The following is a 13,756-nucleotide window of genomic DNA, read 5'->3' as shown; positions in this document are numbered from 1 at the left end:
GCCAATGAGAATCGTCCGATCGACGCGCGGTGCAACAGCACAAATCAAGATGAAATTGTACCGGAGTCGCCTGAAACGGGCGGGGACGTGACGGCCGATGGCGGTGGCCGCGAGCGCCTGCCGGTGCGCGCGGTCCAGAGCTTTTCGAGCGCGCCTTCGGCCATCGGCTTGATGGCGGTGCCGGAGCTTTGCGCGTCCCACGTCTGCACGGAAAATGGATGCGCGCGCAATTCGTCGCGCGTCACGACGACGCTATCGTGCGCATCGATGAGCCAGTCGTATACCAAGTCGATGCACAGCCGAAAGCCGCGCTTTTTAGTGGCGTCGGGCACTTCGTATGGTGCACGCGTCACGTAACCGGACGCGAACACGCCCTTCGGCTCCTGCGCCACGCGATGCACGAACACGCGGTCGCCGGGCAGGAGGCTGCGCGAGGTGCCGCAGCCCCAGGCATCGGTGACGGCTTCGCCCGCGGCGACCCGGCGCGCGATATCCGGCAACTCGGGCCACGGCCACTTTTTCGGGCTCCAGATGAGAAGAAAGGCGGTCATTCGGGTGGATTTTGTGACTCTGAGGATCGAAACAGCTTACCGGATCAGGGGCCGGATGACCGGGAGCCCTCGCGTACAATGAGCATCGCCTCTTCATTCCCACCGCCTCCCGCCGATTCCCATGACCCAAACCACGCGGCGCCGTCCCGATGCCCGCCTGATCCTTTTGCTCGGCGCGCTCGCCGCGTGCGGGCCGCTGTCGATCGACATGTATTTGCCGAGCCTGCCCGCGCTCGCGGCCGCATTCGGCACGAGCGCCGCCGCTGCGCAAACCACGCTCACGAGCTTCATGTGCGGCTTCTCGGTCGGCATGCTGCTGTACGGCCCGCTCTCCGATGCCTACGGCCGGCGCCCGGTGCTGCTCGGCGGCATCGCGTTGTATACGGTGGCGAGCATCGCGTGCGCGGCGGCGCTGTCGATCGATGCGCTCATCTTCGTACGCTTCCTGCAGGCGCTGGGCGCGGGCGCGGCATCGGTGCTCGCGCGCGCGATCGCCCGCGACGCCCACGAAGCCACCGACGCCGCCCGCGTTCTTTCGATGCTGTCCATCGTTACGTCGATCGGGCCGCTGCTCGCGCCGCTGATCGGCGGGCAGTTGCTGCTGCTCGGCGGCTGGCGCGTCGTGTTCATGGCGTTGACGCTGTTCGGCGCGGTCTGCGCGGTGACGGCGTTCCTGCGCGTGCCCGAAACCTGGCCGCGCGAGAAACGGGCGAGTTCGGCGCTCGGGGTTTCGTTCGCCGCTTACGGGCGGCTTTTGACCGATCCCGTCACATGGGGCCATATGCTGTGCGGCGGGATGGCGTTCGCGTCGATGTTCGCTTACATCACGGCGACGCCGTTCGTCTATATCGACTACTTTCATGTGCAGCCGCAGCACTACGGCTTGCTGTTCGGGCTGAACATCGTCGGGATCATTTCGGGGAATGTGCTCAATACGCGGCTCGTCGGGCGGGTGGGGTCGCTCAGGATGATTTCGGGCGCCGCTTTCGTGAGCGTGGTCGCGGCGCTCTCGGTGGCGCTCGTTTGCCTGACGGGGTGGGGCGGATTGTGGTCGATCGTCGTGTGCCTGTTTTTCGTGGTCGGCGTGGTGGGGCTGTTGTCGGCGAATTGCACGACGGATCTGATGCATCGCTATCCGCATAACGCGGGCGCGGCGGCGGCGCTTTTTGGGGCGGTGCAGTTGGCGCTCGGGGCGGCGGCGTCGCTTGCGGTGGGGCTTTTCCACGACGGAACGCCGCGCGGAATGGGTGTCGTGATCGGAGTCTGCGGGTTGCTGACGTTCGCCGGGCGCACACTGGTGTTGCGGTGGCATGAGACGCCGGTCAGGGCGGTCTGACGGACGCCCGGCAGTTCGAGCGCGTTCGACGCGGCGGGAGGCGAGTCAGTTTGAGGTGCTTCCCGTCAAGGGCATAAGACTCTTCTCATCAACGCCCCGCGTGGCGGAGCGCGACCCGCAGTCACCCCACCATCGCCTTCAGGAACGTAAAGGCCGTCGCCTCTACACGCGCTACCGCTTCCGGCTCGACACCCGCGCCGTGCCCGCCGTCCCGGTTCTCCAGATACCACGTCCTTTCATGCCCTTGCGTCTGCATCCGTGCGGCCATCTTGCGGGCGTGGCCGGGGTGCACGCGGTCATCCGTCGTCGATGACGTGAACAGGGCTGGCGGATACACCGCGTCAACCCGCACCTTCTGATACGGCGAATAGGTCATCAGAAAACGCAGGTCGTCGGCATCGTCGGGGTCGCCGTATTCGTCGATCCACGATGCGCCCTGCAGTAGCAGGTGGAAGCGCGCCATGTCGAGGAGAGGCACCTCCGACAGCACCGCGCCGAACAACTCAGGCCGCTGAATCATGCACGCGCCGGTCAGGAGGCCGCCATTGCTGCCGCCGCGGATCGCGAGTTGCTTCGCCGTCGTCACACCCGACTCGATCAGCGATTGCGCGACCGCCAGGAAATCGTCGAACGAGACCTGGCGTTTTTCGCGCTGCGCCGCCTGATGCCAAAGCGGCCCGAACTCGCCGCCGCCGCGAATATTCGCGATCGCGAACAGGCCGCCGGATTCGAGCCAGGCCATGCCGGTCGTCGCGTCGTAGTGGGGATCGAGCGCGACTTCAAAGCCGCCGTAGCCGTACAACAGGCACGGCGCGGCGCTCCCCGCGAGATTCGCCTCGCGGCCGATCAGCCAGTACGGAATCTCGACGCCATCGGGCGCGCGGGCGTGACGACGCACGGCCGAAAGCCCCGTCGCGTCGAACTGCGCGGGAAGCTGCGCGAGCAGTTGCCACGGCTCATCGATGGCGCCATCAGCAAGATCCGCGAAATACAGCGACGGCGGTGTCAAAAAATGCTCGACGTGGATGAGCACCGTATCGTCGCGCTCCGAATCGATCGAATCGAGATACGACTGGCTTGCCGTCGGCAGCGCGAAATCACGCGTGTCCCACAACGCTTCGGCTTGCGCAGGCGGGCGCCAAAGCGCGATGCGCGGCTCGCCGTCGTCCATTTGCGAGACGATCAGCCACTGCTTCGTGAAGTCGATGTCCGCAAGCACGCGCCGCCCCGACGGCTTGAAGAGCACGGTGAAATCGCGCGCTCCGTCGAGAAACGCGTCGCGCCGCATCACAAGCAGCGACCCGCTCGCGTAACGCGTGCCCGCAACGGTCCAGTCCTCGCGCGGCGTGACGAAGAACCAGCCGTTCCAGTGCTCGATCTCGGCGTGCAGCGGTACGTCGTACTGGCGCCACTCGCCCGTCGTCTCGTCGAGCCAGTACTGCATCGTCTCGTAGAACGTCACCGCACGCGACGCGAAGTGAAGCTTCTCCAGAGGATCGTAGTCCGCACCCGCCGACACATCGCGCCGCTTGCCCTCGAACACGACGGGCGCTTGAGCGAGCGGCGTGCCGCGTGACCAGCGGCGTGCCTCGCGCGGAAACCCGGAAGTGGTAAGCGCAGGCTTCTTCGTATGCGCGCTATCGTCCCAGCCGACGTACACCGTATCGCGATCGATCCACGAAATGCCGTGCTTGCCGACATCGGGCAACTCGAAGCCGCCCGCGACGAACGCTCGCGCTTCGACATCGAACTCGCGCACGATGCACGCGTCCGAGCCGCCCGGCGACAGGCTCACGAGCGCGCGGTCCCAGGTGGGGTAGAGCATGTCGAAGCCGTGCAGCGCCCAGCGGGTGTCGTCGCCTTCGACGTTGTTGAGATCGAGCGCATCGACGTCGAGCACGGTTTGCCACTCCGGCTTGCCCGCGAGCCAGGCGCTCCACGGCGTGCGGCGCGTGATGCCGAGCGGATGCTCGTCGTCCTGCCAGGTGTTGTAGCCCCAGTCGCCGTAGCGCGAGCAGGTGACGATGCGGTCCTTCGACGTGTACGCCTTCGCGAGCCGTGCGGTCAGCGCATCGGCGTCGGGCGTGTGGCCGAACGCGTTCATCGTGCGCTGATTCTGTGCGCCGATCCAGGCGTCGACCTGCGCGTCATCGAGCGCTTCGAGGGCGATGAACGGATCGCCTTCGCTTGCAGAAGGGAAGGCGAGTTCGGGATGCGTGGAGAGAAAACTCATGCGATGGAAAGCCTGTGAAGAGTCGCACGCGGGGTGCGGCAAGACTTCGATTATGCCCGCCGTGGGCGCATCGCTCGTCGGGCGGGGGGCAAAAGCGTCGCGCCATGAAAAAAGCCGCGCATAAAGCGCGGCTTCATCGCAAAAAGCAAACCAAAGACTCAAGCCAGCCGCTCCTCCGTCTTCGGATCGAACAACACAGCCTTCGACACATCGAACAACAGCGTCATGTTGGTAAGCGGCTGCGGGTTCGCCGCCGGGTGCACGCGGCTCACGATCCGCTTGCCGTTCACTTGCGCGAATACGAGCGTATCGGGGCCGGTCGGCTCGATCACGTCGACTTTCACTTCCACCGGCTGCAGGCTCGCGTTCGTGACGTCATGCGCGCTGCGCGCATCGGTGATGCGCTCGGGGCGCAGCCCGAGAATCACTTCCTCGCCGGTCTTGTTGCGCAGCTTCGGCGCATCGAACGGCAGGTTCAGCACCTGGCGCGCGACGCCTGTATCCAGCTCCAGCCCGATCCCCGAGCCCGCTTCCACCAGCTTGCCGCTGACGAAGTTCATCGGCGGCGCGCCAATGAAGCCCGCGACGAACAGGTTCGCCGGCGAATCGTAGATTTCCTGCGGCGCGCCGAACTGCTGCACGACGCCGTCCTTCATCACGGCGATGCGGTCGCCGAGCGTCATCGCTTCGATCTGGTCGTGCGTCACGTAGACGATCGTCGTTCCAAGGCGCTGATGCAGCAGCTTGATTTCCGAGCGCATTTCGATACGCAGCTTCGCGTCGAGGTTCGAAAGCGGTTCGTCGAACAGGAACATCACGGGATCGCGGGCGAGCGCGCGGCCCATCGCGACGCGCTGGCGCTGGCCACCGGACAACTGCCCCGGCTTCCGGTCGAGCAGATGCTGGATCTGCAGCGTGTCCGACACGCGATCGACGATCTTCTTCTGCTCGTCCTTCGGCACCTTGCGGATGTTGAGGCCGAACGAGATGTTGTCGCGCACGCTCATCGACGGGTAGAGCGCGTACGACTGGAACACCATCGCGATGTCGCGGTCCTTCGGCGAGAGGTTGTTGACCGTCTGGCCGCCGATCATGATGTCGCCCTTGGTCACGGTCTCGAGTCCGGCGATCATGTTCAGGAGCGTCGATTTTCCGCAGCCCGAGCCGCCGACGAGAATCAGGAACTGGCCGTCGTCGATGTCGATGTTGACGCCCTTCAAAACCGGCACCCCGTTCGGGTAGGTCTTGTACACGTCACGGATGGAAAGGCTTGCCATTGTGAATCCTCTTTGTCTCTTGCTGCTCGATTGTCTTTAGCCAGCGAGCGCGCCTTTAGAGGCGGCGCCCGCCAAAAAATTCAGCCCTTCACCGCGCCCGCCGTCAGGCCGCGCACGAAGAAGCGGCCGGCGACCATGTAGACGACGAGTGTCGGCAGCGCCGCGATGATCGCGCCCGCCATGTCGACGTTGTATTCCTTCACGCCCGTCGACGTGTTCACGAGGTTGTTCAGGGCGACGGTGATCGGCATCGAATCGACGCCGGAGAACACGATCCCGAACAGGAAGTCGTTCCAGATCTGCGTGAATTGCCAGATCAGGCAGACCATGAAGATCGGCAGCGAAACCGGCAGCAGGATCTTCGTGAAGATCGTGAAGAAACCCGCACCGTCGATGCGCGCCGCCTTCACGAGTTCCGCCGGAATGCTCACGTAGAAATTGCGGAAGAACATCGTCGTGAACGCGATGCCGTACACCACGTGCACGAGCACGAGCCCGCCGATCGTGTTCGACAGTCCGAGCATGCCCTGCAGTCGCGCCATCGGCAGGAGAATCGCCTGGAACGGGATGAAGCAGCCGACCAGCAGCATCGTGAAGAGCGCATCAGCGCCTGGAAAGCGCCAGTGCGTGAGCACATAGCCGTTGAACGCGCCGATGATCGACGAGAGCAGCACGGCCGGGATCACCATCATCACGGAGTTCAGGAAGAACGGCTTCATGCCGTCGCAGCGCACGCCGGTGCACGCTTCCTGCCACGCTTTCACCCACGGCGCGAACGTCCAGTGCGTGGGCGGCGTGAGCAGGTTGCCGGTGCGCAACTGGTCGAGGTCCTTGAACGACGTGGACACCATCACGTAGATCGGGAACAGGAAGTAGAGCGCGAACAGGATCAGCGCCGCGTAAATGACGGCGCGGCTTATCGTCATCTTAGGCTGCATTGCGGGTGCTCCTCGATTCGAGATACATGAGCGGCACGAGCACCGCGACCACCGTCGCGAGCATCATCATCGACGACGCGGCGCCGACGCCCAGTTGCCCGCGATTGAACGAAAACGTGTACATGAACATCGCCGGCAGCGAGGACGACGTGCCCGGACCGCCCGCCGTCAGCGCGACGACGAGGTCGAAGGTCTTGATCGTGATGTGGCAGAGAATCAGCAGCACGGAGAAGAACACCGGCCGCATGCTCGGAATCACGATCTTGCGGTAGATGGTCGGCAGGCCCGCGCCGTCCATTTGCGCCGCCTTGAAGATTTCCGCGTCCACGCCGCGCAGGCCCGCGAGGAAGAGCGCCATGACGAAACCGGTCGATTGCCACACGGCCGCGATCACGACGCAGAAGATGGCTTTGTCCGGATTGCCGAGCCAGTCGAACGAGAAGCTCGTCCAGCCCCAGTCGTGGAACACTTTCTCCAGGCCCAGGCCCGGATTGAGAATCCACTGCCACGCGGTGCCCGTCACGATGAACGACAGCGCCATCGGATACAGAAAAAGCGCGCGCAGGGCGCCTTCGTTGCGGATCTTCTGGTCGAGCAGGATCGCGAGGAAGAGCCCGAGCGCGACGCAGATCGCGATGAACGGAATGCCGAACCAGCCGAGATTCGCGGCCGAGGTCCACCAGACGTCGTTGGCGAAGAGCTGTCGATAGCGGTCGAGGCCGGAGAACTCATAGCGCGGCATCAGTCGCGAATTCGTGAGCGACAGATAACCGGTGATCAGGATGAAACCGTAGACGAAGACCAGCGCGATCAGCACGCTCGGTGCGAGCACCAGCTTCGGAATCCATTTATCGGCAAGCGCCGCCGCGGGAGATGCGCGGCGGGGCGGGTTTTGCGGATTTTTGTCCGCGGTACCGCTGAGGGAGGCAGCCACAACTCGACTCCTGGAAAACGTGCCGGCGAGCCGCCGGGAGCGCGAGAGAGCGGCGCTACCGGTGTCACGCCAGCACATGATGCGACGATTTTGGTGCTTCTTTCGAAGCGGGCGCCATCGGTGCAAACCGTACGGCGCCCGCTTGCTCTACGTCATTACTTCGTCTTGGCGGCGTTCGCGAGAGCCTGAACCGCGCTCTTCGAATCCTGCGACGAGTTCATGAACTTCGTCACGACGTCCGTGATCGCGCCAGCGGTCGCATCGCCCTGAGCCATGCCGTGCGCCAGCGAGGGCACATAGCCGCCCGACTTGAGCGACGTCTGTTCGTCGGAGTAGGCCTTCTTCGCGCAGTCGTCGAACTTGTCCATCTTGACGCCCAGGCGTGCCGGCACCGAACCCTTGTTCAGGCTGAACTGCTCCTGGAATTCCGGCGACATGATGGTCTTCGCGAGTGCGAGCTGACCGGGCGTGGCGGTCTTCTGGCCCTTCTGCTGGAAGAACACGAACGAGTCGACGTTGAACGTGAAGGACTTCTCCGTGCCCGGCACGGCCGCGCAGACGTAGTCGGTGCCCGCCTTCTTGTTCGCGCCCGCGAATTCGCCCTTCGCCCAGTCGCCCATGAACTGCATGCCGGCCTTGCCGTTGATGACCATCGCCGTGGCGAGGTTCCAGTCGCGGCCGGTGCGGCCGTTATCGAAGTACGACTGGACCTTGCGGACCGTGTCGAACACCTTGACCATCTGGTCCGAGGTCAGCGTCTTCTGGTCCAGATCGACGATCGCCTTCTTGTAGAAGTCCGCGCCCTGCGACAGCACGACGTCTTCCCACAGCGTCAGGTCCTGCCACGGCTGGCCGCCGGCCGCGACCGCGACCAGGCCCGCGGCCTTCATCTTGTCGGCGACTTCGAAGAATTCGGGCCAGGTGGTCGGTACCTTGCCGCCGGCCTTGTCGAGCGCGGCCTTGTTGATGTACAGCCAGTTCACGCGGTGCACCGAGAAGGGCGCGGCGACGTAGTGGCCGTCGGCGTGCATGATCTTGTCGATTTCAGGCGGCAGGTTCTTCTTCCAGTCACCGGCAACCGAATCGATCGGCACGAGCACCCCTTGCTCCGCCCATTCCTGGATCAGCGGACCCTTGATCTGCGCGGCCGTCGGCGCGTTGCCCGAAATCACCTGGGTCTTCAGCGCGGTCATCGCAGCGGCACCGGCGCCACCGGCGACGGCGAAGTCCTTCCACGTGTAGCCCTGCTTGGTCATGTCGTCCTTGAGCACGCCAATCGCCTTCGATTCACCGCCGGACGTCCACCAGTGCAACACCGACACGGCTTCGGCCGCCTGCACCGACGCCGACGCGCCACACATGAGACCAGCGGCGCAAAGCGCGCCCATGAGCTTACGGACTTTCATTGTTTATCTCCTCCGAAACACCTGAACAAAAAACGATTGGCCCCTGATGCGACAGGAAGCGTTGGCTGGAAACACGGGTAAAACGAAAAAACGGGGTGGCCGGGGCTCGGCGTGTCGGCGGGAAGAGTGCGGCGGGCCGGCAGAGAACCTCTGGACTCGCGCGCCAAGGCCGGCAGACCGATAGGCGGCCGTACGGCTCTCAAGAGATGAGTGTTTCGAATCGCAACGGTTGTCTCCTCTTTTGATTTTGCTTGAGCCTTTGGCCGCCGATTGCCGGATGTACGGCGATCGCCCGGCGCGAAGGCACGAGGTCGCTGAAAACTGGCGCCCGATCACCGTGCGCAAAATGCGCCGGCGCCGGAGGTCCGTTAACATGCAAAAAAACGCCAAAACCTCGGGAAAACGCTCATATTCTGATTGACATAAGCTTTTTATTCCGGGATGACATTACCTCTTGATTTGGATTGTAGTTAAACTACAATTCAGTGTCAAAAATATTTTTATCGGACTACGGTCCTCCTGAGGACGACGGAGACACATGCAAACCGACTCGAATTTCATCTTCGTGCTGTTCGGCGGAACCGGCGATCTTTCGATGCGCAAGATCCTGCCGGCGCTCTTCGAAGCGCACCGTGCGGGCATGCTCGCGGCGGCAGGCAAGATCGTGGCGGTGGCGCGCGGCGTCGAGACGCGCGAGGCGTATCTCGGCTGGGTTGAGGAGCACGTGAAGCCACACGTCGCGAAGAACGGTGTCGTGGACGAAAGCGCGTGGACGGGCTTTCTTGCGCGCGTCGAATACGTGCATATCGACCTTGGCCGGCCGGAGGATTTCCGGATTTTGCGAGACGCGGTTGCCCAGCACGACGGCACGCGTGTCTTCTATCTCGCGACCGGGCCGTCGCTTTTCGTGCCGATCTGCCGCGCGCTCGCCGAAGTCGGGCTGAACCAGAACGCGCGCATCGTGCTGGAAAAACCGCTCGGCTACGACCTGGAATCGTCGAATGCCATTAATGACGCGGTCGGCGAGATCTTCCAGGAAGAGCAGATCTACCGGATCGACCACTATCTCGGCAAGGAGCCGGTGCAAAACTTACTCGCGCTGCGCTTCGGCAATGCGCTGTTCGAGCCGCTCTGGCGCCGCGAATGGGTGGAGAGCATCCAGATCACGATCGCGGAAGAACTCGGCGTGGAAGCGCGCGGCGATTTCTACGACAACACCGGCGCGTTGCGCGACATGGTGCAGAACCACCTGCTGCAACTGCTCTCCATCGTGACGATGGAGCCGCCGCATTCGATGGATTCCGATTCCGTCCGCGACGAAAAGCTGCGCGTGCTGCGCGCGCTCAAGCCCATCGACGAACGCGACATCAGCAAGGTCGCCGTGCGCGGCCAGTATCACGCGGGCGTGATCAAGGGCCAGTCGGTGCCGGCCTACGCGACCGAACCCGGCGTGCGCACCGAGAGCAGGACGGAGACCTTCGTCGCGCTGAAAGTCGAGATCGAAAACTGGCGCTGGGCCGGCGTGCCGTTCTTCCTGCGCACGGGCAAGCGGCTGGCGGACCGGGTCGCGGAGATCGTCGTGAATTTCCGCCCGGTGCCGCACTCGGCGCTCGGCGCGAACGCCTTGCGCGCCGGGGCGAACCGCCTCGTTATCCGCTTGCAGCCGAACGAAACCATCCGCCTCTATTGCCTCGCAAAGCAGCCGGGCGAAGGGATGAATCTCGCGAGCGTGCACCTCGACCTCGCGTTCGACCAGTTTTTCCGCGAAGGGCAGATGGAGGCGTACCAGCGCCTGTTGCTCGACGTGATTCGCGGGCGCCTCGCGCTTTTCGTGCGGCGCGACGAGCAGGAAGCGGCGTGGCGCTGGGTCGAACCGATCCTGAACGAATGGGCCGTCTCGACCAAGCCGCCGAAGCCTTACGCGGCGGGCACGTGGGGGCCGGCGGCATCGAGCGCGATGCTGGCGCAGCACGGAACGTGCTGGCTGGAAGAAGAGAACTGATGTGCGCGCGACGCTTTTTGGCGCGCAGTGAAGCTTACAAAACAAGACGACAATAGAGCGCAGAAGTTCTGGGGAAGACACCCGCCGCCCGCATCGAAGCGGCGGGCTGATCAAATCAAAACAAAGCAGGATGGAGGAGCAGTGATCGAGCTTCACACTTTCGACGACCCGCGCGCCCAGTCGGACGCGCTGGCGAAAGCCGTGGGCGACGCGCTACAGGCGTCGCTGGCGGCTCGCGGCGCCGCGTCCGGCGGCGCTCAAGCCCCCCACGCGACGCTCGCCGTGTCCGGCGGCACGAGTCCGCGGCCCTTTTTGCAGACGCTTTCCACGCACGCGCTCGACTGGGCGCACATCGACGTAACGCTCGTCGACGATCGCTGGGTGCCCGAATCCGACGCCGCGAGCAACGCGCGCCTCGTGCGCGAGACGCTCCTGCAGGACGCGGCGAGCGCGGCGTACTTCTGGCCGCTCGTCGACACGTCGCAGTCGCTGGAAGAGCACGTCGCCGATCTGAACGGCGACGCGCAGCGCCGCCTGCCGGACGTCGCCATCCTCGGCATGGGCGAGGACGGGCACACGGCCTCGATCTTCGCCGACGCCCCCGAATGGGATTTCGCGATCTCGAGCGCCGACCGTTTCATCGCCGTGCATCCGGCGAGCGCGCCGCACGCGCGCGTGAGCCTGTCGATGTCGGCGCTGAAGCAGATCGGCCAGTTGTATCTGCTGATCGCGGGCCAGAAGAAGCTCGACGTATTGAACGCGGCGCTCGCCGCGCCGCAAAAAAACGCCATCTCGACGTTGGCCAATGCTCAGGGAGTCAAGCTCGATGTCTACTGGTGTGCATAGCAAGGCCGCGCCGGCCGGCAACCAGCATCCCGACGGACCGAGGCTGCTCGCCGACGTCGGCGGCACCAACGCGCGCTTCGCGCTGGAAACGTCGCCCGGCGAGATCGGCCAGATCCGCGTGTATCCGGGCGCCGACTATCCCGGCATCGCCGAGGTCATGCAGCAGTACCTGAAGGACACCAAGGTCGGCCGCGTCAACCACGCGGCGGTCGCGATCGCGAATCCGGTCGACGGCGATCACGTCGCGATGACCAATCACGACTGGAGTTTTTCGATCGAAGCGACGCGCCGGGCGCTCGGCTTCGACACGCTGCTCGTGGTCAACGACTTCACCGCGCTCGCGATGGCGCTGCCGGGCCTGACCGACGCGCAGCGCGTGCAGGTCGGCGGCGGCGCGCGGCGGCAGAACAGCGTGATCGGCCTGCTCGGGCCGGGCACGGGCCTGGGCGTCTCGGGCCTGATTCCGGCGGATGACCGCTGGATCGCGCTCGGCAGCGAGGGCGGCCACGCCACTTTCGCGCCGACGAACGAAGACGAAGACCTCGTGCTGCGCTATGCGCGCCGCAAGTTTCCGAGTCACGTGTCGTTCGAGCGCGTCTCGGCGGGGCCGGGGCTGGAGGTCATTTACCGCGCATTCGCGGAGCGCGACAACGTAACGGTGGCCGAGCCGTTCACGAGCGCCGACGTCACGAAACGCGCCCACGACGGCGAGGCGCTCGCGCTGGAAGCCGTCAACTGCTTTTGCGGCATTCTCGGCACGTTCTCGGGGAATATCGCGGTGACGCTCGGCGCGCTGGGCGGCATCTATATCGGCGGCGGGGTGGTGCTCAAGTTGGGCGAACTGTTCCACAAGTCGCCGTTTCGCGAGCGTTTCGAGGCCAAAGGGCGCTTTCAGCAGTATCTGTCCGGCATTCCGACCTACGTCATCACGGCGGAATATCCGGCGTTCCTTGGCGTTTCGGCGATTCTGGCCGAGCAACTGTCGAATCGCGCGAACAGCGGATCGTCGGCGGTGTTCGAGCGGATTCGCCAGATGCGCGATGCGCTGACGCCCGCCGAGAGGCGCGTCGCCGATCTGGCGCTGAATCACCCGCGCTCGATCATCAACGATCCGATCATCGACATTGCGAGGAAGGCGGACGTCAGCCAGCCGACGGTGATCCGCTTTTGCCGCTCGCTCGGCTGCACGGGGCTCTCCGACTTCAAGCTCAAGCTCGCGACCGGCCTGACCGGCACGATTCCCGTGAGCCACAGCCAGGTGCATCTCGGCGACACCGCCACCGATTTCGGCGCGAAGGTGCTTGACAATACCGTGTCGGCGATTTTGCAGCTGCGCGAGCATCTCAATTTCGACAACGTCGAGCGCGCGATCGACATTTTGAACGGCGCGCGGCGCATCGAGTTCTATGGGCTCGGCAACTCGAACATCGTCGCGCAGGACGCGCACTACAAGTTCTTCCGCTTCGGCATTCCGACGATCGCTTACGGCGATTTGTACATGCAGGCGGCGTCGGCGGCGCTGCTCGGCAAGGGCGACGTGATCGTGGCGGTGTCGAAGTCGGGGCGTGCGCCTGAATTGCTGCGCGTGCTGGAAGTCGCGATGCAGCAGGGCGCGACGGTGGTCGCGATCACGTCGAGCAACACGCCGCTCGCCAAGCGCGCGACGGTGGCGCTGGAAACGGATCACATTGAGATCCGCGAGTCGCAGTTGTCGATGATTTCGCGCATCCTGCATCTCGTCATCATCGATATTCTCGCGGTCGGCGTCGCGATTCGGCGCGCGGCGCCGCAAGCGGGGGCGAAGCTCAACGAGACGGTGGCGAAGGTTCGCGAAGCCGGCGATGAGGAAGCGGGCGCGGTGCTGGACTGGCTGAGCCATGGGGCGTCGGGCGCGGCGCGGGAGTGAGTGACGCTGGCGCTTGGGGTCCGGGTTGGGGTTGGGGTTTCAACCGTTTGATGCGCTTGTGCTCCCATGAAACTTGCTTTTTTAGCGGTCTATTAGCTCTGCCCCTGTCCGGGGCGGGACTCACTTTCTTTGCTGCTGCAAAGAAAGTAAGCAAAGAAAGCAGCTTTCAACCGCCAGTGCTAACCAATCCATCACTAGCGTTTGATTGGGATTGGCGCTGGAGAGTAAGTGTCGCCCTCACGGCGGAACCGGGCTTGGCTCGCGGACCCACTGTGGCAACGCGCGGTACACCGGACCGGTGCAGCAGTCATACATCCGTCCTCGCGC

At 64.4% G+C, this 13,756-nt stretch carries 10 protein-coding genes; 4 read left to right on the top strand and 6 right to left on the bottom strand.

Annotated elements, in window-relative coordinates; genetic code table 11:
• Positions 1-44 precede the first annotated feature (44 nt).
• Positions 45-551 carry a hypothetical protein gene (locus tag AWB65_RS00050; RefSeq protein WP_087665218.1) on the bottom strand — a complete coding sequence of 169 codons (507 nt, stop codon included), beginning with the start codon at positions 549-551 and terminating at the stop codon, positions 45-47.
• Between the two features lie 121 nt (positions 552-672).
• On the opposite strand from AWB65_RS00050, the gene AWB65_RS00045 reads away from it, so the two are divergent.
• Entirely contained in the window at positions 673-1,887 is a 1,215-nt protein-coding gene (locus AWB65_RS00045; protein WP_087665217.1) for a Bcr/CflA family multidrug efflux MFS transporter, read from the top strand.
• A gap of 121 nt (positions 1,888-2,008) precedes the next feature.
• On the opposite strand, the gene AWB65_RS00040 is transcribed toward AWB65_RS00045, so the two are convergent.
• The 5 genes from AWB65_RS00040 to AWB65_RS00020 form a co-directional block, all read right to left on the bottom strand.
• Positions 2,009-4,120 carry a prolyl oligopeptidase family serine peptidase gene (locus AWB65_RS00040; protein ID WP_087665216.1) on the bottom strand — a complete coding sequence of 704 codons (2,112 nt, stop codon included), beginning with the start codon at positions 4,118-4,120 and terminating at the stop codon, positions 2,009-2,011.
• A 158-nt stretch (positions 4,121-4,278) separates the two neighbouring features.
• Positions 4,279-5,397, bottom strand: coding sequence for an ABC transporter ATP-binding protein (locus tag AWB65_RS00035; protein WP_087665215.1), 1,119 nt, complete (start codon positions 5,395-5,397; stop codon positions 4,279-4,281).
• An 80-nt stretch (positions 5,398-5,477) separates the two neighbouring features.
• On the bottom strand, positions 5,478-6,335 hold the full coding sequence (locus tag AWB65_RS00030; RefSeq protein WP_181505489.1) for a carbohydrate ABC transporter permease: 858 nt from the start codon (positions 6,333-6,335) through the stop codon (positions 5,478-5,480).
• On the bottom strand, positions 6,325-7,269 hold the full coding sequence (locus tag AWB65_RS00025) for a carbohydrate ABC transporter permease (RefSeq protein WP_087665213.1): 945 nt from the start codon (positions 7,267-7,269) through the stop codon (positions 6,325-6,327). The genes AWB65_RS00030 and AWB65_RS00025 overlap by 11 nt, the downstream gene beginning before the upstream one ends.
• 155 nt (positions 7,270-7,424) lie before the next feature.
• The gene (locus tag AWB65_RS00020; RefSeq protein ID WP_087655120.1) at positions 7,425-8,675 is read right to left on the bottom strand and encodes an ABC transporter substrate-binding protein; all 1,251 of its coding nucleotides are present in this window, start codon (positions 8,673-8,675) and stop codon (positions 7,425-7,427) included.
• Positions 8,676-9,213: 538 nt separating this feature from the next.
• Here AWB65_RS00020 and zwf point away from each other — a divergent pair.
• From zwf to AWB65_RS00005, 3 genes are all read left to right on the top strand, one after another.
• Complete coding sequence (zwf, locus tag AWB65_RS00015; protein WP_087665212.1) at positions 9,214-10,677, top strand: glucose-6-phosphate dehydrogenase; 1,464 nt, start codon at positions 9,214-9,216, stop codon at positions 10,675-10,677.
• Between the two features lie 141 nt (positions 10,678-10,818).
• Positions 10,819-11,523 (top strand): 6-phosphogluconolactonase, encoded by a 705-nt coding sequence (gene pgl / locus AWB65_RS00010; RefSeq protein WP_087665211.1) that lies wholly within the window; start codon positions 10,819-10,821, stop codon positions 11,521-11,523.
• Complete coding sequence (locus AWB65_RS00005) at positions 11,504-13,429, top strand: bifunctional transcriptional regulator/glucokinase (RefSeq protein ID WP_087665210.1); 1,926 nt, start codon at positions 11,504-11,506, stop codon at positions 13,427-13,429. Before pgl ends, AWB65_RS00005 begins: the two co-directional genes overlap by 20 nt.
• The last annotated feature ends 327 nt before the right edge of the window (positions 13,430-13,756 follow it).

Source organism: Caballeronia humi (assembly GCF_001544475.1).
GTDB lineage: Bacteria > Pseudomonadota > Gammaproteobacteria > Burkholderiales > Burkholderiaceae > Caballeronia > Caballeronia humi.
Note: the sequence above shows the minus strand (reverse complement) of the source record. Positions and strands in the feature narration are given on the sequence as shown.